This is a genomic window from Candidatus Palauibacter irciniicola, assembly GCF_965208695.1.
Classification (GTDB): Bacteria; Gemmatimonadota; Gemmatimonadetes; order Palauibacterales; family Palauibacteraceae; genus Palauibacter; species Palauibacter irciniicola.
Genome location: NZ_OZ242352.1, coordinates 688,686 through 707,825 on the forward strand (window position 1 = coordinate 688,686; position 19,140 = coordinate 707,825).

A 19,140-nucleotide genomic window follows, 5' to 3' on the forward strand; every position below is an offset into this window, starting at 1 on the left:
AGCCGTGCTCAACGAGCTAGCCGTGCTCCACGATGACGGAGCCGAGTCCGGCGACCAGCGTGACCTCCAGCCGCACGCGTGCCGTCTCCCAGTTCGGACTCAACCAGTAGTCTCCCACCTTCTCGAAGTTCGCGGCGCGTAGCGAGGCGAGTCCGCTGCGCCGCACGCGGACGCCGATATGCGCGGGAACCCGCATCAGGAGTTCGCCCAGCCCCATCCTGATCTCGGCCTCGGCGCTCGACCGCCAGGCTCCCGAGAAGTCCAGGACGACGTCGCCCACGAAACCGTAGAACTCCAGGCGCCGGAAGCGGGCGTTGCCGAGATTCTCGGCCATGAAGGCCGCGGCGCCCGACTTGATGGACAGCAACTCCAGCGCCGCGCGGTTCTCGCGGGCGAAGCCGATCTCCACGTCGCCGGCGCCGGTGAGGAGTTCAAGCGCCGTAAGGTGGGCGCCGCCGAGGTCGAGGCGCGCTCGTCCGGCACCGATCCCCAGCCGCAGATCCGTGGGCACCGAGGAGTTCAGGGACAGATCCAGCCTCCCGGCCGCGTCCGCGTCGCGAGGAAGATCCTCGAGTTCGAGCTCCAGGTCGCCGAACCGCGCGGTATCGTCGGCATCGCGCCCATCCTCCGGAGACGAAGACGTGATCAGCCGAAGGTGTCCCGCGCGCCCCGCACGACGCCATTCACGACGGGGCAGGGAACGTTCGGCGTCGTAACGGAGCCGCACGTCGTAGAGGAGTTGTGTCTCCGAGGCGGATACGTCGAGCCGCCCGCCCGCGTACATCAGTTCGACGTCCAGCGCCTCCAGGTCGCCGAGCGGTCGCGCCGCGCGGAAATCCCGCCACTCCTGCGCCCGGGCCGGCGTCACCCCACCGCTGAGCGCCAGCGAAACGAGCAGGCCCGGCAGCGTCCACGCGGCAGGGCCCCTGCCACGGGTTGCCCGGGCTATTCGGGCATCAGGCATCGTCCACGGGGTCGGCCGGCGGATCGGTTCCGGCGCCCGGCGACGCGCCCTCGCCGGTGGCGGGGTCCGCGGACCAGTCGATCACGACGCTCCGTCCGCCGGCCCGCGTGAGCAGGACACCGCCGAAACCGGCCGTGACGGCGACCCATGTGCCGACGCCGGCCACGAAGAGAATCAGGCCGCGCACGAAATCCGCCGCGCCGCCGAACACCCACAGGGCGGCGCCGGCCGCGAAGGGGAGCATCAGAAGCGCGAGTCCGCTGACGACGTAGTAGTAGGAGTTCGAGCGGCGGAGTCTCTCCAGCCATTCGGAGCGGAAGCGGCGTCGGGCGAAGATCTCGCCGCCGGCGTGGGCCGCCGCGAGATATCCGAAGAGCCCGGCGAGCCCTGCGGCGAGCAGGAAGAAGGGTATGACCAGCCACGTGATGACGAGCACGGCGAGGACGAGAAGCACGGGAAGGAACAGCACCTCCCCGGCGAGGCCCATCGCAAACGAGCGGGCGAACTCCAGCCGCACGGTGTCCGAGACGGTCTCCAGCCGGCGGCGCCCGGCATACACGAGCAGCAAGCCGAGTGCGGCCAGGACCATGAACGCGCAACCCGCGGCGATCACGCCCTCGGCGGCCCGCCCGAAGTTGCGTGCGATACGCGACCCGAGGCCCGGCTGTGCGGGCCGCATCTGCATCGGGGCTTCGAACGACTCGACCCGCCGAGCGGAGGGAGCTTCCGTCGCCGCCCTCGTGGGGGGTGCCGGAGGCGCCAGCCGGATGTCGGAGAGAATCTCCCCTTCGACCCCCGACGCACCTTCACCGTAGTCGACCTCGCCTCCCACCTGAAGCACATCGCCTCGCACGCGCGCACCGCCGTCCAGCACGAGCGCACCGTCCAGCACGAGGATGTCGCCCTCGACCCCCCCGGCGAGTCTCAGCGTGCCGTCGAGAATGGCGACATCTCCCGGGATCGTGGCCTCGGCGAGGAGCTCGTAGTCGCCGTGCACGATCATGGCCAGCCGATCCTCGATGAAGTCGCCCGAGTCGCCGAGCCGCCCGAGCGCGTCGCGCAGGCGGTCCAGTTCGCCGGTGACGTCGAAGCCAAGTCCGCCGGGGACGATCTGCATGGGTCCGGGCCGACCGGAAATATCCCTTGCCGGCTCGCCCGCCGAAGGGGCGGGCGCCGCGCCGGCCGGCGACGGCGAGGTGAGCCCGAGAATCGCGTCGATCCGGGCGGCGAGGGCCCGGGCCGCGTCCCGGTCGGCGGCCTCCTCCGACGATGTCCACTCCTCCAGGAACCGTCGAAATTCCACCAGGCCGCCGCGTACCGAGGAAGCATCCTCTCCCGCGTGTTCGCGGAGGAAACCGCGCCAGGCGCTCTCCAGGCCTCCGCGCTCCGCATAGGATCCGATCCCGATTCCGTCCACCTCGACGGCTTCGCCCTCAAAACGAAGTCGATGCTCGGTCCCGCCCTCCAGTTCGAACCACAACTCCGCCCGCCCGCCGGCGGAGAGCGTGATCGCGGCGTCGGCGATGCCGACCTCCTGTGCGCTGACGGGAAGCGCGACCGCGAGACAGGCGAGGAACGCCAGCGCCCGGGTCATGCGGCCCTCTCGATGCGCACGCGCTGCGGGACCGGCTGCCGGAACAGCCTGGCCATGAACCAGAGCGAGGCGAGTCCGACAAGACTCGACAGCGCCAGGCTGCCGAGCGCGGCGGTGGGGCTGATCCGGTCGACGATCGATCCGCCCGCGTCCACGAGTCCGAGACGGTACGCCAGGCGGCCCGCCGCGAGCATGGCGTCGACAAGGACGGTGCGCGCGCCGCCGAAGGCAACGGCGAGCAGCTGGCCGGGCGCCAGACCCTGAGCGCCGAACAGCCAGGCCGCGGCGCCGCCCGACACGGTCAGCATGGCCGCGCCCGCCGTGGCCAGCGCCGCCCGTCGCCGCCGCGCGAAGCGCAGGAGGCGTTCGGGCCACGGGACCGGCAGTCGCACGCGGGCCATCACCGCCGAAGCGAATGCCGGGGCGGGAGACCAGGTGCGGAGCCTCGAGAGCGCGCGGTCGAGCGCCGGGTGGGGCAGGTCGACGTGCGCCAGAACGTCGCTCGCGAAGGAAGGCGCGGGGGCCCACTCGGGCAACTCCGCCAACCGGTGATCGAGCGCGGCGCCCGCGAGGTCGACCCGCCGGGCGACGCCCTCCGCGAATCCGTCGGGCGGCCGATGCGGGGCCAGACCCTCGAGAAACGCGATGACGTCCCGCAGCGCCTCCACTTCCTTCCGGCACAGGGCGCACGCCGCCAGGTGGTCGGCCGTCTTCCCGCGGGGGGGTGACGCCGACCTCCGGCTGGCGAATCGCTCGACTTCCTCAGGTGTAAGATGCGACAAGTTCACTCCTGTTTTTCCCTGAAGGCGCTGGAACCCGCGAAAAAGCGGTCGCGGGCCGCTACGGCTCCGTCAGATGTACGAGAGCGGCCTTCAATTCGTTTCTCGCCCGGTGGATGTAGGTCTTCACCGTCCCGAGCGGGATCTCCATCACCTGCGCGATCTCATCGTACGCGTACCCCTCGATGTGCCGCAGGAGGATCGCGGTTCGGTATTCGGGTCGCAGCCGCCCGATGGCCGCTTCGATCTCGGATCCGAGTTCGCGGGCCTCGAGGAGTTCATCGGGTCGTTCGTCACCCGAGACCAGCGTGATTTCCGTCGCGGCCTGGCGATCCGGGGTCACGGCGTCCGGCGCCCCGTGCATGGAAACGACGTCGAGTTCCTTCTTGCGCAGATGATCTATCGTCAGGTTGTAGCCGATCTTGAAGAGCCAGGAGGAGAACTTGTAGGAGGGATCGTACCGGCGGAGGTTGTTCAGCGTGCGGACGAACGTTTCCTGGGCCAGGTCCTCCGCCAGTTCACGGTCCCGCACCATCCGGAAGATGAGAGAGAAGACAGGACGCTCGAACCGGAGCACGATCTCGCGTGCGGCCCGTTCATCGCCGCGGAGGCACATCTCCACCAGCGTCTGCTCGCTGTGATCCGAGTAGTTCACTCGATCCTGCCCCTCCGGGTCGCGGCGGCGGGCCGGCGGCGGCCGGGTCGTCGCAACCGACGCCGTACGCCGGGTTCCGGCCCACCCTACACGGCTGCGCGACCAATATGCGCGTCGGAGGCCGTCGCCGGCATGCGCCGATCCCGTCCCGGGGCGCACGACGCTAACTCTGGCAGCCGGCACAGAAGAACGAACTCCGTCCGGCCTGCACGATCCGGCGGATCGGTCGGGTGCAGGCCGGGCACGCGACGCCTTCCCGCTGGTAGACGTCCAGCCGCGTCTGAAAGGAGCCGGAGCGGCCGTTGACGGCGCGATAGTCCCGCAGCGTCGTTCCCGCGCTCGCGAGCGCCTCGCGGAGGACCGCCCGCACCGCCCGGTGCAGTCGGCGCACCTCGTCCGCGTCGAGCGAGCCAGCCGGTCGGCGCGGGTCGATCTTCGCGCGGTACAACGCTTCGCTGGCGTAGATGTTCCCCACGCCCGCGACGCGCCGCTGGTCCAGCAGCGTGTTCTTGATCGGCGCCCGCAGCGGCGCGACGATGCGAGCCAGACCGGCGGCGGTGAACGTTCGGCCGAGGGGCTCCGGTCCGAGCGCGGCCTCCCGGGCCCTCCAGGCCTCGGGTGTGAGCAGGTCGAAGCCGCCGAGGCGGCGGACATCGTCGTAGAAGAGCGTCCGGCCATCGTCGAGTTCGAGGTCGAGGCCCGGATGCCGGAACTCGGGGGAGTCCGGACGTTGCGGGGCGAGCGCGAAGCGGCCGGTCATGCGGACCTGGACGCGCATCAACCGCTCCACCGGACCGTCGATGCCGTCCGCCCCGTGGAGCGGGAAGAGCAGGTACTTGGCCCGGCGGTCCGCGTCTCCGAAGGTGCGCCCGAGCACGGCGCGCGAAAACGACCGCGCCGAGAGCCCGCCGAGGATCAGGTCGTCGTGATGGACCCGGGTGCGGCGGATCCGTCGGCCTCGGAGGAGCGGGGCGAGATCCCGTCGCATCGTCTCCACCTCGGGAAGCTCCGGCACGACACTAGTGTCCCGGGAGGGTCGAGGGGTGGATTCGCGCCGATTCGTCCGGCCCGAGGCGGTCGGGATCCAGTTCGTGCCAGCCGATGTCGGACCGGGAATGAGCACCATCGAATCGGATCCGGGCCGCGGCTTCGCGGCTGCGTCGTGCCGCTTCCTCGAGCGTTCCGCCGAACCCGGTGATTCCGAGTACCCGCCCTCCGGCGGTGACCAGCCGCCCCTCCTTCATCGCCGTTCCGGCGTGAAACACCCTTACCTCGGCGGGATCGAAGGCGGGAATCTCGATCGGCCGTCCGGATTCCGAGCTTTCCGGATATCCGGCGCTCGCCATGACGGTGACGAGCGCGTGCCCGGGAGCGGCCTCCGGGCGCCAGCCGGCGAGCGAGTCGCCGTGCGCGACCCGCAGCATCGGTTCGAGCAGGTTCGAACTCGTGAGCGGGAGGACGACCTGCGTCTCCGGATCTCCCATCCGACAGTTGAACTCGACGACGCGCGGCCCGGTGGCAGTCAGCATGAGCCCCGCGTACAGGAAGCCGCGATAGGGGGCGCCGGACTCCGCCATCGCGTCGAGCACGGGTTGCGCGATCTCGCGCCGCACTTCGTCGATGAAGTCCGGATCCGCCGGCGCCGCGGGGGCGTACGCCCCCATGCCGCCGGTGTTCAGGCCGCGGTCCCCCTCCCCGACCCGCTTGTAGTCACGGGAGGTGAGCAGGGGGACGGCGCGTTCCCCGTCCGCCACGAAGAACACGGACAGCTCCACACCGCGCATGAACTCCTCGATCACGACCCGCCCGCCCGCGTCCCCGAACTTGCGGCCGACCATCATCTCCTCGATCGCCGTCCGGGCTTCGCCGCGCGTTTCGCAGACAATCGCGCCCTTGCCGGCCGCCAGACCCGAGGCCTTGACGACGAGGGGTTCGTCGTGACCCGCGACGTAGTCCAGCGCCGCCGCCGCATCGTCGAACGTCTCGTGATCCGCCGTCGGAACGCCGCAGTCGCGCATCAGCCGTTTGGCGAACGCCTTGGAAGCTTCCAGGCGGGCTCCCGCCCGGTCGGGCCCGAAGACGGGCAGACCCGCCTCGGCGAAGCGGTCGGCGATGCCCGCCGCGAGAGGCGCTTCGGGGCCGACGACCGTGAGGTCGACGCGCCGCGCCGCCGCGAAGTCGAGCAGGCCTCCGATATCCGCGGCGCCGATGTCGACGAGTTCCGCCGTGCCGAGCATGCCCGGGTTGCCGGGGGCCGCGTAGATGGCGGCGTCCGGCGCGTCGCGGCGCAGGCAGTCCGCGAAGGCGTGCTCCCGGCCGCCGCTTCCGATGATGAGGAGGTTCAAGCTAGTCTTCCGTGCGTCCCCGGAAGGCGCCGGTCAGCCGGTCGCGCAACCGATCCACCGCGGCGTCGACCTCGTCGAAGAGTTCGCGCGCGCCGTCCTGATAGCCTTTCGCCGCCTCTCGCAGATCCTCGCGATACGGACGGTCGTCCTTCTCGTCCCGGTGCTGGTACTCACCCGCCAGAATGCGGTCGTACGCGCCGCTCTCGATCCAGTCGCGCAGTTCGGCCACGCGGATGACGGCGAACGGATGCGTCTGGCCGAGCACGTTGAGCACCTTGTAGACGGCGTCGAGGAGATCGCCGCCGGCCCGGTACTCGTCCGACTGCGCGATGAACTCGTCGAGGTCCAGAGAGACGCCCCGCCCTCCGCCCGCAAGCTGCATCAGCGCGGACATCGCGACCTCCGGATTCTGCACCGCGAGGAGCCCGGCACGGTCCGATGAGAGTTCGCTCTTCCGGTACCACTCCATGAGGCCCATGTAGATCGGCAGAAGTGCAAGGCCGGCGAACGAATAGCGGAGAACGACCAGGTTGAGCACCAGGATCAGCATGGTCCGGTAGAGCACATGCCCGGATATGATGTGTCCCACTTCGTGGCCGAGGACGGCTTCGACCTCGTCCTCGGAGAGGATCTCGAGCATCGAGGAATTGAGGACGATGAAGGGCTCGCCGAACCCCACCGCTCCCGCGTTCACCAGGTGCGTCTGCGAGATGTAGCACTCCGGCGGCTTCTCCACGTCGAGTACCTCGCAGACGCGCGCCAGGCGCGCGTGAACCCACGGGTACTGCCGCTCGGACGTACGCACCGCGTTGGCCTTGAAGGCGAGCCGGATCGCGCGCTCGCCGAACAGCGCGAAGATCTTGCGCAGGAGGAGATCGAACCCGGGGATCTTGCGCAGCGTATTCAGCGCCGCCCGGTCCGCCGGGTGTTCCCACGAGACCGCGGCGATCTGTGTCAGGATCCGCCTCTGGTGTTCGTCGCCTGCCGCCATCCATCACCCCCTGCGCGTCAAGTCGCGCTCGTGTGAGCCGGCCGATTCGCGGGGCCGGATTCCGCGCTCCCGACTTTACGTCCGGCCCGGATTACCTGTTTCAACCTTCGGGACCGCTTCGACCTTCGGGACCGCCGCAACCCCGCCGCTCAGAGGCGGGCCAGGGCCTGCTCGATGTCCTCCGCCAGGTCGTCACCGTCCTCCACGCCCACCGACAGCCGGACGAGTCCCGGCCCCAGCCCGATCTCCCGCTTCTTTTCGTCGGGTACCGAGGCGTGGGTCATCGTAAAGGGAACGCACACGAGACTCTCGACCCCGCCGAGGCTCTCGGCCAGCTGGAACACCCGCGTCGATCCGGCGAAGCGGTTGGCCCGTTCCTCCGTACCCAGGTCGAAGCTCACCATGGAGCCGAAGTCGCGCATCTGACGTCTGGCCAGCGCGTGCTGCGGATGGTCTTCGAGGCCGGGATAGCGAACGGATTCGACTTCATCGTGCCCCCGCAGCACGTCGACGACCTGCCGTGCGTTCCGGCAGTGGGCCGGCATGCGCAGGTGCAGCGTCTTCGTGCCGCGGAGGACGAGCCAGCAGTCGAAGGGGCCCGGGACGGCCCCGCTCGTCTTCTGCTGAAAGTGAAACCCTTCAGCCAGTTCGCCGGAGTTCGTGAGCAAGGCGCCACCGATCATGTCGCTGTGGCCGTTGAGGAACTTCGTCGTCGAGTGCATCACGACGTCCGCGCCATCGTCGAGCGGGCGCTGGAGAAAGGGCGTCGCAAACGTGTTGTCGACGGACAATACGGCGCCCGCATCGCGGGCGATCGCGGCGCAGGCCGCGATATCCGTGATCGTCATCGTCGGGTTGCTCGGCGTCTCGACGTGGATGAGGCGCGTCTCCGGCCGGATCGCGGCGCGCACCTGATCGAGATCTCCCGTGTTCACGAAATCGAAGTCGACGCCGAACCGCTCCCACACGTGGCGCAGCATGCGGTCGACGCCCCCGTACACGTCCGCTCCGCAGATGAGGTGGTCGCCCGCCTTGAGCACCGTCTTTACGATCGCTTCCGTCGCGGCGAGACCCGAGGAGAACGCCGCGCCGTACCGCCCGTTCTCGAGCGCGGCCAGATTCGCCTGGAGGGCTTCGCGCGTGGGGTTCCTGACCCGCGCGTAGTCGTAACCGTCCCGCGGCGCGCCGACGGCGTCCTGCACGTAGGTCGACGTCTGGAAGATCGGCATCATGATCGCCCCGGTCGCGGGATCGGGGCGCTGCCCGGCGTGGATGGCCCGGGTTCCGAACCTCTGGGCGGCTGGGTCCACGTCTTCATCTCCGGCTCGGGTAGAGGCAGACGACGCGTGGCACGACGCATCGCGGGTCCAGCGCGCAAGGTATTCCCGCGTATTCCCGCCGTGAAGGGAGGGCGACCGGAGAGGCCGCCGCAAGCCGCGTGGACGTCCAACCCTTAAGATCCCGCGTCCATCTCACGGTCGGTGGAGAACAGCGTGTCAAGGTCACTCATCGTTTCTGCTTCGGGCATTCGGGGCATCGTCGGGCGCGGGCTCACGCCCGAGATCGCGGCCCGCTACGGCGCCGCGTTCGCCGCGCACATCGCCGCCGCGGCTCCCGGCCGGGGGCATGTTCTGATCGGCCGCGACAGCCGCGTCTCCGGGCCTGTGCTGCTCGACGCCGTGTCGGCCGGGGTCCGGGCCGTCGGGCTGGACGTGTGCGACCTCGGGATCGTGGCGACGCCCACGGGTCTCCTCGCCGTGGGAGAGGACGAGGCCGCCAGCGGCGGACTCCTCGTTACCGCCTCCCACAATCCGGCGCCGTGGAACGGGCTCAAGCTGGTGGCGCGCGAGGGGCGGTTTCTCTCGCCGGCCGCCGGGCGGGAGGTCCAGCGAAGGTTCGAGGGAGAGATCGAGTACGTGGATTCCGCGCGCATCGGAAACAGAAGTGCGCGGGAAGGCGCCGGCCACGCCCACATCGAGCGGATTCTGTCGCTGCCGATCATCGACCGCGAACTCATCGCGTCGAACGCGTTCCACGTCGCGCTCGACTGCGTGCGCGGCGCCGGAGGGCCGATCATGCGCCCCCTGCTCGAGCGTCTCGGCTGTCGGGTCAGCGGGCTCGACCTGGAACCCGACGGCCGTTTCCCCCGTCCTCCCGAGCCTCTGGTCGAGAACCTCGGAAAGCTCTCCGAGTGCGTCACGGAGGTGCGCGCGGACATCGGTTTCGCCGTGGACCCCGATGTCGACCGCCTCGCCCTGGTGGACGAGAGGGGGCGTCCCGTGGGCGAGGACTGGACCCTCGCGCTGGCCGTCGAACTCGTCGCGGCCCGCGAGCCGGCGCCCGTCGTGACGAACCTCTCCGCGAGCCGCCTGATCCAGGACGCGGCGGATCGCGCCGGCGTGCCGCTGATCCGCACGCCGGTTGCGGAGGCGAACGTCGTCGCCCGCATGCTCGAGGCGGGGAGTGCGATCGGTGGAGAGGGGAACGGCGGCGTGATCTACGGGGGACTGCACCTCACGCGGGACGCCCCGCTGGCCGCCGCCCTGATTCTGCAGTTTCTCGCGGAGCGCGGTTCGACCCTCGGCGCCGCGGTCGACGAGCGACCCTCGTACCGGATCGTGAAGCGGACGATCTCCCGGGAAGGACTGGGCATCGAGGAGGCGCTCGCCGCGATCGCGGCCGCGGCTCCGTCCGGGGCGACGGTGGACCGGCAGGACGGGATCCGGCTCGAGTGGCCGGATGGGTCGTGGATCCACGCCAGACCGTCGGGCACCGAGCCGATCTTCCGCATCATGGCGGAGGCGGCCGGCGAGGTACTGGCGGACGAGCGCGCGGACTGGGTCGAGGCGCTGGTCCGGCGGGGGGTCTGAGCGGCGGATGTGCGGGATCGTCGGCTACGTCGGGGCGGAGGAGGCGGCCCCGCTCCTGCTGAACGGGCTCCGCCGCCTCGAATACCGCGGGTACGACTCGGCGGGCCTCGCCGTGCACACCGGTTCGGGGCTCAGGCTCCGCAAGTGCGCGGGCCGCGTCGACGACCTGGCGGACCGGCTCGCCGAGGCCCCGCTTTCGGGAACGACCGGAATCGCTCACACCCGCTGGGCGACGCACGGCGCGCCGACCCGCGCCAATGCCCACCCGCTTACGGGCGACCGGGGCGAGGTGGTGCTGGTCCACAACGGCGTGATCGAGAACTGCGACGCACTGCGAACGAAGCTCTCCGAACTCGGCCACCGCTTCACTTCCGAGACCGATACCGAGGTCGTCGCCCACCTGATCGAGGAAGCGTTCGACGGGAACCTCGAGCGCGCCGTTGCCGCCTCGCTGACCCAGGTGGAGGGCACGCTGGGGCTCGCCGTCATGAGCGTGCACGACCCGGCGCGGATCGTCGTCGCCCGCCGCGGCGCGCCCCTGCTGCTCGGGATCGGAGAGACGGACGAAGAAGCGACCTGGGTGGCTTCGGACGTGGCTGCGGTCCTCGAACACACCCGCGACATCGTGTATCTGGAAGACGACGAAATGGCCGTCCTCACCGCTTCGGGGCACCGGATCGTCGATCTCGGGAGAGACCGCGGCCACATCGGATGGGAGCCCGTCACGAAGGAAATCCGCCGCGTCGACTGGGACCTGGAAAAGATCGAAAAGGCGGGATACCCCCACTTCATGCTCCGCGAGATTCACGAACAGCCCAACACCGTACGCGATGCGATGCGGGGCCGGCTGCTGGCGGAGGAAGGCACGGCTCGGCTCGGCGGGCTCGACGAGTTCCGCCCGGAGATCGACGCGGCCGAGCGCATCGTCCTCACGGGGTGCGGGACGAGTTGGCATGCGGCGCTCGTCGGGGAATACCTCATCGAGGCGCTCGCGCGCCTTCCGGTCGAAGTGGAGTACGCCTCCGAGTTCCGATACCGGAACCCGATCCTCGCCCCGGGGACCGTGGTGGGCGGCATCTCCCAGTCCGGGGAGACCGCGGACACGCTCGCGGCCGTGCGCGAGGCCGGACGGCTCGGGGCCCCCACCTTCGGAATCGTCAACGTCGTGGGCTCGACGATCGCACGGGAGACGCGGGCCGGGATCTACACGCACGCCGGTCCGGAGATCGGCGTCGCCTCCACGAAGGCCTTCCTGGCGCAGGTCGTTTCGCTCGCCCTGCTCGGCCTCATGATTGCAAGGCGGCGCGGGATGAGCCGCGAGGAAGGCCGCGCCTTCGTGCGCGCCCTCGACGGACTTCCCGCCCTCATCGAGGAGGTTCTGGCCACGGAGGACCACATCCGGCGGGTGGCGGAGGAGTTCGCCCCCGCGCGCAACTTCCTCTATCTGGGGCGGGGCCCGAACTTTCCGATCGCCCTCGAGGGGGCGCTCAAGCTGAAGGAGATCTCCTACATCCATGCCGAGGGATACCCGGCGGCCGAGATGAAGCACGGCCCGATCGCGCTCATCGACGAAGACATGCCCGTCGTCTTCATGGCTCCGCGCGGCGCCGTCTACCCGAAGGTGCTCGTGAACATCGAGGAGGTGAAAACGCGCGGCGGCCGCGTGATCGCGCTCGTGAACCGCCGGGAGACCGATCTCGCCCGAAAGGTGGATCACCTGATCCCGGTGCCCGCGACGGTGCCGCTCCTGCAACCGATCGTCAACGTCGTTCCGCTACAGCTTCTCGCCTACCATATCGCCGTCCTGCGAGGCTGCGACGTGGACCGCCCGCGGAACCTCGCGAAGACCGTGACGGTCGAGTAGTCCCTCCGACGCCGGGGACCCGCCACCGCGGGTAGTGAAGGGGTTACAGGGGGAAAGAGCCGGTGGTATGTTTGGGCGTCGCGTCCGCCGCCGGGCCGTGTGCATCGGGCTGGCCGCCCGGTCGCGTGGTCCACCGTGATCGGGATTGGAAGGGGATGCCGAGCGCCTACCTCCAGTGGATGAAGGATCAGGTCGCGCGATACGCAGGCACGCTGCGTGACGTCGTCATCCTCGCGCCCGTCTACGGTTTGTTGATGTTCACCCTGATGAAGGATCCGCGCCTGACCCGGCAGCAGCGGATCCTGGTGGATGCGGCCATCGCCTACCTCGTGAGTCCGGATGACGTGATCCCGGAAGACGAGGTCGGGCCGTACGGTTTTCTGGATGATGTCTTCTGCTGTGCGTATGTGACGCACCGAATCGGAGAGGAGCTTGGCTGGGATGTGGTGGAGGAGCACTGGACCGGCGAGCGCTCGGCGCTCGAGGTCTCGAAAAATCTGCTCGCCCGGGAGCGGGAACTGCTCGGCGGGGCGGGCGATGACGTTCTCGAATTCGCGGGGCTCCTCGACCGGCGGTCGGACTCTGAAGCGGAACGCCCACAGCTCGTCCTCCGGGCGGCCGCACCGTAGCCTGAGCCGCCGACTGCGGATCGCCGCGCCCCTGCTCGTGCTCGCCGGGCTCGTCGGCGCGGAGTCGGCTGACGCCCAGTATCGTCTGACGGCCCCCTCGGGCAGCTTCGTCGAGTTCGAGGCCGACATCCTCCTCCGCTTCCGGGACCGTTCGGACTCTCTCATGACCGATCTCGTGGAGGATCCCCTCGTTCTCTACTTCCCATCGTTCGGGCGGGACCTGGATGAATCCGAGGCGCGGGACGCCTGGCCATGGAACGCGGTCGAAGTCGTGACGGATTCGAGCGCCGCGCTCGTGATGCCGGGAAACCTGAGGGAGGCCGGGCGGGCGTACGAGAGCTACGCGGTCCTGCGAATGCATGCCGTGCGCCAGGATCCCGACGTGGCCTGCGAGGTGCTCGTCTCACGGGAAATCGAGGCGGTCGACGGGTTCATCGACGGGTGGATCGCGGCGCGACTCCTCTTCGGCGGGCCTGCGTACGAGCCGCTCGACGAACTCGCGTTCGCGCGCGAGGCCGGCGTCCTCCCGGGGCTCATCCTCGACCGGTCGAATCGTCAGCTGGGCGGGTGTCTGCAGATCTCGCGCGAACGAGGCGCGGAGGACATCGCCGCGTACCGCGACTGGCGGACGGAACGCTATCTCCCCCCGGGCGGGCGATGACTCTCCGGCTCTACGACTCCCTTGCGCGGCGGCTGCGCCCGTTCGAGTCCGTCGAACCGGGCCGGGTGCGCATGTACACCTGCGGGCCCACGGTGTACGACCGCGCACACATCGGCAACTTCCGTGCCTTTGCGTGGGAAGATCTGCTTCGTCGCTACCTCCGGTTCAAGGGATACGAAGTCTGTCAGGTCATGAACCTGACGGATGTCGATGATCGGACGATCGCGGCGGCTTCCGCCCGGGGCGTGCCGCTGGCCGAGGTCACCGATCCCGTGATCGAGATGTTCCTCGAGGACTGGGACACGCTGGGGCTCGAGGAACCCGAGCATCGGCCAAGGGCGACCCGGTACGTCGACGGGATGATCCGGCTGATCGAGGCCCTCTCCGAGCGGGGACTCACGTACGAGAGCGAGGGTTCGGTGTACTTCGCGATCGCGCGTTTCCCCGGGTACGGGCAGCTGGCCGGGATCGACTCCGGGGGACTCACCGCGACCGGCAGGGCCGCGGGCGACGAAGATTACGACAAGGATGACCCGAGAGACTTCGTCCTCTGGAAAGGCGGCGACCGCGGCGGGGACGGGGCCGTAGCCGTTTGGGATTCTCCGTGGGGACCCGGTCGGCCCGGCTGGCATCTCGAGTGTTCGGCGATGGCGATGCACCACCTGGGCGAAACGCTGGACATCCATACCGGAGGGGTCGACAACCTCTTCCCGCATCACACCAACGAGATCGCGCAGTCCGAAGGGGTGACGGGGAAGACGTTCTCGAAGTTCTGGCTCCATGCCGAGCACCTTCTGGTGGAAGGCCGGAAGATGTCGAAGTCGCTCGGCAACTGCTTCACGATCCCGGAACTCGTCGAACGCGGACACGCGCCCTCCGCGATCCGGTACCTGCTGCTCAGCGGACATTACCGGGCCCAGCTGAACTTCACGTTCGACGGCCTGGAGGCGGCGGCGAAGGCCGTGGCCCGCCTGCACGAGTTCAGGAACCGCGCGCGCGAGGCCGGCGAGGCGGAGACCGATGCGTCGACGGACCTCGGAGAGGCGGCGGCGCGAGCGGGCGCCGCGTTCGAAGCGGCGATGGACGACGACCTGAACGTGAGCGAAGCGCTTTCGGCGGTGTTCGGGCTCGTGCGGGAAGCGAATCACCTGCTTGACGCCGCCCATCCACGGGCCCCCCTGGGCACCGGGGATGCCCTCGCCGTGATCGACGCGTTCGATCGAGTCTTCGGAGTCCTCGCCGTCCGGGACCGCGAGTCATCCGGGGGCGATGACGAGCTCCTGCAGTGGGCCACGGGCCGCGTCGGCGAACGCGAGCGCGCCCGGGCGAGCCGGGACTTCGGGCGTGCCGATGCGATCCGCGCCGAACTCGAGTCCCGTGGGGTGATCGTGGAGGATTTGGCGGAGTTCACCCGCCTTCGGGTGGGTGGGCGCACGATCCAGGTGCCGCGTCCGCTCCGGACGGCGGGATGAGGCGATCGCGCCCGCAAACGGGGGTCGAATCCAGCGCCCCAAAACACCTTGACGGTCGGCCCCGCATACCCCTATGTTAGGACGCTATTGTGCGGAAGGGTCGCTGGCGTAGCTCAACCGGTAGAGCGTCGGATTTGTAATCCGGAGGTTGTGGGTTCGAGCCCCACCGCCAGCTCGGTCGAGTCGGACGAACAGCCGCCCCGAAGCGGCGAACCCTGGAACTCATCGATCGGGCGTCGATCGGGCGCCAGGTACCGGCGGTGGGGTACCGAAGCGGCCAAACGGGGCAGACTGTAAATCTGCTGGCTTATGCCTTCGGAGGTTCGAATCCTCCCCCCACCACCTTCACGAGACCACTGACGAAACAAAGGGCGTAGCCCGCGCGCGAGCAGGAGGAGCGCCCGTCGCGGGGCCGCTCCGCCGAACCCGTAGTCCGAGAGGAGAACGAGGGGCGATGGCGAAGGAAAAGTTCGAGCGAACGAAGCCGCACGTGAACGTGGGGACGATCGGACACGTGGACCACGGGAAGACGACGCTGACGGCTGCGATCACGCAGGTACAGGCTCAGAAGGGATACGGGGAGTACGTGGCGTTCGATCAGATCGACAAGGCTCCCGAGGAGCGGGAGCGGGGGATCACGATCGCGACGGCGCACGTGGAATACGAGTCGGAGGGACGACACTACGCGCACGTGGACTGTCCGGGACACGCGGACTACGTGAAGAACATGATCACGGGCGCGGCGCAGATGGACGGGGCGATCGTGGTGGTGTCGGCGGCGGACGGGCCGATGCCGCAGACGCGGGAGCACATATTGCTGGCCCGCCAGGTGAACGTGCCGTACATCGTGGTGTTTTTGAACAAGGTGGACCAGGTCGACGACGAGGAGTTGCTGGACCTGGTGGAGCTGGAGGTTCGGGAGTTGCTGAGCGAGTACGAGTTTCCGGGCGACGACGTGCCGGTGGTACGGGGCTCGGCGCTTCATGCGTTGGAGAGCGGGGATCCGGGGGCTCCGGAGACGGCGTGCATCGGGGAGCTGATGGACGCGCTGGACAGCTACATCCCGGTTCCGGAGCGTGCGACGGACAAGCCGTTCCTGATGCCCGTGGAGGACGTGTTCACGATCACGGGCCGGGGGACGGTGGTGACGGGCCGGATCGAGCGCGGGGTGGTGAAGACGGGCGAGGGCGTGGAGTTGGTGGGCCTGGGCTCGGAGAAGAAGACGGTGGTGACGGGAGTGGAGATGTTCCGGAAGATCCTGGACGAGGGCCAGGCGGGCGACAACGCGGGGCTCCTGCTTCGGGGGGTGGCGAAGACGGAGGTGGAGCGCGGGATGGTGGTCGCGCACCCTCAGTCGATCACGCCTCACCGGAAGTTTTCGGCGGAGGTGTACGTGCTGACGAAGAACGAGGGCGGGCGTCATACGCCGTTCTTCAACGGGTACCGTCCGCAGTTCTACTTCCGGACGACGGACGTGACGGGCTCGGCGGAGCTGCCCGAGGGGGTGGAGATGGTGATGCCGGGTGACAATGTGAACATGGCGGTGGAGCTGATCGCGCCGATCGCGATGGAGGAGAACCTCCGGTTCGCGATCCGCGAGGGAGGCCGGACGGTGGGCGCCGGAGTCGTCACCGCCATCCACGACTAGGGAACGCAAATGAGGGTTCGGATCACGCTCGAATGTACGGAGTGCAAAGAGCGCAACTATTCGACGACGAAGAATCGGCGGACCCATCCGCAGCGGGCCGAACAGAAGAAATTCTGTCGCCGCTGTAACGGACATAGAATGCACAAGGAAACACGGTAAGGGGTTCGATTGGCCGGCATCGTCAGAAGAACCCAGGAATTCGCGGAACAGGTACAGGTCGAGATGCGTCGGGTCACGTGGCCCGACAAGGATCAGTTGCGCGGTGCAACGATCGGCATCCTGATCTTCGTGTTCATCATGGCCATCGTCATCGGGGCCATGGACTCGGTCTTTGCCGCGTCCGTGCGATTCATCGTCGGGTCGTTCGGTGGTTGAGTCCGCGGGCGCGGGAGCCGCGCAGACCGGCTCTCCCGGGGAAGCGCCGCGCTGGTACGCGCTGCAGACGTACTCGGGCCACGAGAAGAAGGTGAAGACGCTTCTGGAGCAGAAGATCCAGGAGTACGGGGATGAGCCTCCGATCCGGGAGGTCATCGTCCCCACGCAGGAAGTCGTCGAGATCAAGGGAGGGAAGCGCGTCAAGTCGACGAAGCGGCTCTACCCGGGCTACGTGCTCATTCAGATGCTGCTGGACCAGAACACGATGTACGTCGTGAACAACGTCCCCGGCGTCATCAAGTTCGTGGGGAGCGGGAAGGATCCCCAGCCGCTCAAGACCGAGGAGATGAACAAGATCCTCGGCATCGCGGATGAACTCGAGCAGGCGGGCCCGGAGACGGAGATCCCCTTCCGGCCGGGGCAGGTCGTCGAAGTCATGGAGGGACCGTTCAGCGATTTCAGCGGAACGGTGGAAGAAGTGTTTGCGGAGAAGGGCAAGGTGCGCGTGCAGGTGAGCCTGTTCGGGCGCCCGACCTCGGTTGAACTGGACTACACGCAGTTGCAGGGGTTCTGATGCCGCCAAAGAAACAGGTGACCGGGTTCATCAAGCTGCAGATTCCGGGGGGGCAGGCGAATCCGGCCCCGCCCGTGGGTCCGGCGCTGGGCCAGCACGGCCTCAACATCATGGACTTCTGCAAGGCGTTCAACGCGCAGACGCAGCAGGAAGCCGGCACCATCATCCCGGTCGAGATCACGGTCTACAAGGACCGGACGTTCAGTTTCATCACCAAGACGCCGCCGGCGGTGGAGCTGCTCAAGAAGGAACTCGGTCTCGAGTCGGGTTCGCCGGTCCCCAATCGGGAGAAGGTCGGCAAGGTCACGGACGACCAGCTGCGCAGGATCGCCCGGATCAAGATGAAGGATCTCAACGCGGCCGATGAAGAGGCCGCGATGCGGATGATCGCGGGCACCGCACGATCCATGGGGATCGAGCGGGCCGACTGATCGGGAGAGATCGGGAAACATGCCGAAACACGGCAAGAAATACCGCTCCGCCGTAGGGGCCGCTCCGGCGAACGGCGCCCTCGCGCCCCGCGAGGCGCTCGAGCGCGTGCAGAAAACGGCGTTCGCGAACTTCGACGAGACGGTCGAGGCCGCGGTGCGCCTCGGCGTGGACCCGCGCAAGGCGGACCAGATCGTGCGCGGCACGGTCATCCTGCCCGCGGGGACGGGCCGCAAGGTGCGCGTGCTCGCGCTCGTGAAGGCGGACCGCGCGGCCGAGGCGAAGGAGGCGGGCGCGGACTACGTGGGAACCGAGTACATCGAGCAGATCCAGGAGGGTTGGCTCGATTTCGACGTCGCGATCGCGACGCCGGATCTCATGAAGGATGTGGCCAGGCTGGGCCGGATCCTCGGGCCGCGCGGCCTCATGCCGACGCCGAAGGCCGGCACGGTCACCATGGATGTGGGTCGGGCCGTTCGCGAATCGAAGGCGGGCAAGATCGAATTCCGGGTGGACCGGACCGGCAACGTGCATGCGCCGATCGGCAAGGTGAGCTTCGAACTCGACCGCTTGAACGAGAATCTCGATGCCCTCATGGACGAGATCGTGCGGTTGAAGCCCGCCGCGGCGAAGGGCCGGTACGTGAAGAGCGTGACCGTGACCAGCACGATGGGTCTCGGTGTTTCCGTCGACGAGGACCTGTACCGATAGATCCATGAGACTCGAAGAAAAGCAGCGCGTCACGCAGGAACTCACTGCGCAGATCGAAGAGAGCGGGACGATCTACCTGACCGACTTCACCGGGCTGAACGTGAAGGCGATCACGGATTTCCGAACGCGGCTCCGAGACGAGGGCCTGAGTTATCGGGTCGTGAAGAACACCCTCATGAAGCGGGCGCTCGAGGATCTGGACCTCCCGGATCTGAGCGCCCATCTCGAGGGTCCGACGGGGCTCATCCTCAGCGACGCCGACCCCGTCACGCCGGCCAGAGTGCTGAAGGAATTCGCGAAGGCGAACGAGAACCGGCCGGTGGTGAAGGTCGGCGTCATCAATCGGGTGGAAACGTCGCCGGAGGAAGTGGGGCGCATTGCCGATCTTCCTTCGCGCGAGGTGCTGCTCGGCAGCATCGCGGGCGGGCTCACGGCGAGCGTCGGCGGCATCGCCGGCGCTCTGAATGCGCTCTTCCGCGACATCGCAGACATGATCGAACAGGTCGGAAGGAAGAACGAGTCCGCCTGAGGTGGGACGCATGCCCGTGACGTGCGGGCGTGCGGAATACGTACAGGATC

The 19,140-nt window shown here is 68.6% G+C and carries 20 protein-coding genes and 2 tRNA genes; 14 read left to right on the top strand and 8 right to left on the bottom strand.

Translation table 11 applies throughout. The features are described from left to right. Positions 1 to 16: 16 nt before the first annotated feature. The 8 genes from ACOGI9_RS02820 to ACOGI9_RS02855 all read right to left on the bottom strand — a co-directional run bounded on the left by ACOGI9_RS02820 (position 17) and on the right by ACOGI9_RS02855 (position 8,638). A complete protein-coding gene (locus ACOGI9_RS02820) occupies positions 17 to 964 on the bottom strand; it encodes a hypothetical protein (RefSeq protein WP_419858389.1) in 948 nt (315 codons plus the stop codon). Then, positions 957 to 2,558 carry a hypothetical protein gene (locus tag ACOGI9_RS02825; RefSeq protein ID WP_419858390.1) on the bottom strand — a complete coding sequence of 534 codons (1,602 nt, stop codon included), beginning with the start codon at positions 2,556 to 2,558 and terminating at the stop codon, positions 957 to 959. The genes ACOGI9_RS02820 and ACOGI9_RS02825 overlap by 8 nt, the downstream gene beginning before the upstream one ends. After that, complete coding sequence (locus tag ACOGI9_RS02830; RefSeq protein WP_419858391.1) at positions 2,555 to 3,340, bottom strand: hypothetical protein; 786 nt, start codon at positions 3,338 to 3,340, stop codon at positions 2,555 to 2,557. Before ACOGI9_RS02830 ends, ACOGI9_RS02825 begins: the two co-directional genes overlap by 4 nt. A 58-nt stretch (positions 3,341 to 3,398) precedes the next feature. Further along, entirely contained in the window at positions 3,399 to 3,992 is a 594-nt protein-coding gene (locus ACOGI9_RS02835) for an RNA polymerase sigma factor (protein WP_419858392.1), read from the bottom strand. 163 nt (positions 3,993 to 4,155) lie between these two features. Beyond that, positions 4,156 to 5,007 carry a bifunctional DNA-formamidopyrimidine glycosylase/DNA-(apurinic or apyrimidinic site) lyase gene (gene mutM, locus ACOGI9_RS02840; RefSeq protein ID WP_419858393.1) on the bottom strand — a complete coding sequence of 284 codons (852 nt, stop codon included), beginning with the start codon at positions 5,005 to 5,007 and terminating at the stop codon, positions 4,156 to 4,158. A 4-nt stretch (positions 5,008 to 5,011) separates the two neighbouring features. Beyond that, on the bottom strand, positions 5,012 to 6,337 hold the full coding sequence (gene purD, locus ACOGI9_RS02845; protein WP_419858394.1) for a phosphoribosylamine--glycine ligase: 1,326 nt from the start codon (positions 6,335 to 6,337) through the stop codon (positions 5,012 to 5,014). 1 nt (position 6,338) lies between these two features. Beyond that, positions 6,339 to 7,328, bottom strand: coding sequence for a M48 family metallopeptidase (locus ACOGI9_RS02850; RefSeq protein ID WP_419858395.1), 990 nt, complete (start codon positions 7,326 to 7,328; stop codon positions 6,339 to 6,341). A 149-nt stretch (positions 7,329 to 7,477) separates the two neighbouring features. Next, entirely contained in the window at positions 7,478 to 8,638 is a 1,161-nt protein-coding gene (locus ACOGI9_RS02855) for a cystathionine gamma-synthase (protein ID WP_419858396.1), read from the bottom strand. A 183-nt stretch (positions 8,639 to 8,821) separates the two neighbouring features. Between ACOGI9_RS02855 and glmM the strand changes: the two genes are divergently transcribed. The 14 genes from glmM (at position 8,822) to rplJ (ending at position 19,090) form a co-directional block, all read left to right on the top strand. Beyond that, positions 8,822 to 10,198 carry a phosphoglucosamine mutase gene (glmM, locus tag ACOGI9_RS02860; protein WP_419858397.1) on the top strand — a complete coding sequence of 459 codons (1,377 nt, stop codon included), beginning with the start codon at positions 8,822 to 8,824 and terminating at the stop codon, positions 10,196 to 10,198. A gap of 7 nt (positions 10,199 to 10,205) precedes the next feature. Next, positions 10,206 to 12,062 (top strand): glutamine--fructose-6-phosphate transaminase (isomerizing), encoded by a 1,857-nt coding sequence (gene glmS / locus ACOGI9_RS02865; protein ID WP_419858398.1) that lies wholly within the window; start codon positions 10,206 to 10,208, stop codon positions 12,060 to 12,062. 155 nt (positions 12,063 to 12,217) lie between these two features. Further along, a complete protein-coding gene (locus ACOGI9_RS02870; protein ID WP_419858399.1) occupies positions 12,218 to 12,691 on the top strand; it encodes a YkvA family protein in 474 nt (157 codons plus the stop codon). Between the two features lie 37 nt (positions 12,692 to 12,728). Continuing rightward, complete coding sequence (locus ACOGI9_RS02875) at positions 12,729 to 13,352, top strand: hypothetical protein (RefSeq protein ID WP_419858400.1); 624 nt, start codon at positions 12,729 to 12,731, stop codon at positions 13,350 to 13,352. Continuing rightward, the gene (cysS, locus tag ACOGI9_RS02880) at positions 13,349 to 14,824 is read left to right on the top strand and encodes a cysteine--tRNA ligase (RefSeq protein WP_419858401.1); all 1,476 of its coding nucleotides are present in this window, start codon (positions 13,349 to 13,351) and stop codon (positions 14,822 to 14,824) included. Before ACOGI9_RS02875 ends, cysS begins: the two co-directional genes overlap by 4 nt. A gap of 102 nt (positions 14,825 to 14,926) precedes the next feature. Beyond that, positions 14,927 to 14,999 (top strand) — tRNA-Thr (locus tag ACOGI9_RS02885). Positions 15,000 to 15,083: 84 nt separating this feature from the next. Further along, positions 15,084 to 15,166: transfer RNA gene (locus tag ACOGI9_RS02890), tRNA-Tyr, on the top strand. A 112-nt stretch (positions 15,167 to 15,278) separates the two neighbouring features. Then, the gene (gene tuf, locus ACOGI9_RS02895) at positions 15,279 to 16,472 is read left to right on the top strand and encodes an elongation factor Tu (protein ID WP_419858402.1); all 1,194 of its coding nucleotides are present in this window, start codon (positions 15,279 to 15,281) and stop codon (positions 16,470 to 16,472) included. A gap of 9 nt (positions 16,473 to 16,481) precedes the next feature. Further along, the gene (rpmG, locus tag ACOGI9_RS02900; protein ID WP_419858403.1) at positions 16,482 to 16,631 is read left to right on the top strand and encodes a 50S ribosomal protein L33; all 150 of its coding nucleotides are present in this window, start codon (positions 16,482 to 16,484) and stop codon (positions 16,629 to 16,631) included. Positions 16,632 to 16,640: 9 nt separating this feature from the next. Beyond that, the gene (gene secE, locus ACOGI9_RS02905; RefSeq protein ID WP_419858404.1) at positions 16,641 to 16,847 is read left to right on the top strand and encodes a preprotein translocase subunit SecE; all 207 of its coding nucleotides are present in this window, start codon (positions 16,641 to 16,643) and stop codon (positions 16,845 to 16,847) included. Beyond that, positions 16,840 to 17,421: a transcription termination/antitermination protein NusG gene (gene nusG / locus ACOGI9_RS02910; protein WP_419858405.1), complete on the top strand. Its 582-nt coding sequence runs from the start codon at positions 16,840 to 16,842 to the stop codon at positions 17,419 to 17,421. The genes secE and nusG overlap by 8 nt, the downstream gene beginning before the upstream one ends. Continuing rightward, positions 17,421 to 17,852, top strand: coding sequence for a 50S ribosomal protein L11 (gene rplK, locus ACOGI9_RS02915; protein WP_310779559.1), 432 nt, complete (start codon positions 17,421 to 17,423; stop codon positions 17,850 to 17,852). The genes nusG and rplK overlap by 1 nt, the downstream gene beginning before the upstream one ends. A gap of 19 nt (positions 17,853 to 17,871) precedes the next feature. Beyond that, positions 17,872 to 18,561, top strand: a complete 690-nt coding sequence (rplA, locus tag ACOGI9_RS02920) for a 50S ribosomal protein L1 (RefSeq protein WP_419858406.1) — start codon at positions 17,872 to 17,874, stop codon at positions 18,559 to 18,561. A 4-nt stretch (positions 18,562 to 18,565) separates the two neighbouring features. Beyond that, on the top strand, positions 18,566 to 19,090 hold the full coding sequence (gene rplJ / locus ACOGI9_RS02925; RefSeq protein WP_419858407.1) for a 50S ribosomal protein L10: 525 nt from the start codon (positions 18,566 to 18,568) through the stop codon (positions 19,088 to 19,090). Positions 19,091 to 19,140: the final 50 nt, after the last annotated feature.

What these genes read in the sequence shown, in the direction of transcription:
- ACOGI9_RS02820 (WP_419858389.1), bottom strand. Translation starts at nt 964, where the DNA reads ATGCCTGATGCCCGAATAGCCCGGGCAACCCGTGGCAGGGGCCCTGCC.
- ACOGI9_RS02825 (WP_419858390.1), bottom strand. Translation starts at nt 2,558, where the DNA reads ATGACCCGGGCGCTGGCGTTCCTCGCCTGTCTCGCGGTCGCGCTTCCC.
- ACOGI9_RS02850 (WP_419858395.1), bottom strand. Translation starts at nt 7,328, where the DNA reads ATGGCGGCAGGCGACGAACACCAGAGGCGGATCCTGACACAGATCGCC.
- glmS (WP_419858398.1), top strand. Translation starts at nt 10,206, where the DNA reads ATGTGCGGGATCGTCGGCTACGTCGGGGCGGAGGAGGCGGCCCCGCTC.
- ACOGI9_RS02870 (WP_419858399.1), top strand. Translation starts at nt 12,218, where the DNA reads ATGCCGAGCGCCTACCTCCAGTGGATGAAGGATCAGGTCGCGCGATAC.
- cysS (WP_419858401.1), top strand. Translation starts at nt 13,349, where the DNA reads ATGACTCTCCGGCTCTACGACTCCCTTGCGCGGCGGCTGCGCCCGTTC.
- tuf (WP_419858402.1), top strand. Translation starts at nt 15,279, where the DNA reads ATGGCGAAGGAAAAGTTCGAGCGAACGAAGCCGCACGTGAACGTGGGG.
- rpmG (WP_419858403.1), top strand. Translation starts at nt 16,482, where the DNA reads ATGAGGGTTCGGATCACGCTCGAATGTACGGAGTGCAAAGAGCGCAAC.
- rplK (WP_310779559.1), top strand. Translation starts at nt 17,421, where the DNA reads ATGCCGCCAAAGAAACAGGTGACCGGGTTCATCAAGCTGCAGATTCCG.
- rplA (WP_419858406.1), top strand. Translation starts at nt 17,872, where the DNA reads ATGCCGAAACACGGCAAGAAATACCGCTCCGCCGTAGGGGCCGCTCCG.
- rplJ (WP_419858407.1), top strand. Translation starts at nt 18,566, where the DNA reads ATGAGACTCGAAGAAAAGCAGCGCGTCACGCAGGAACTCACTGCGCAG.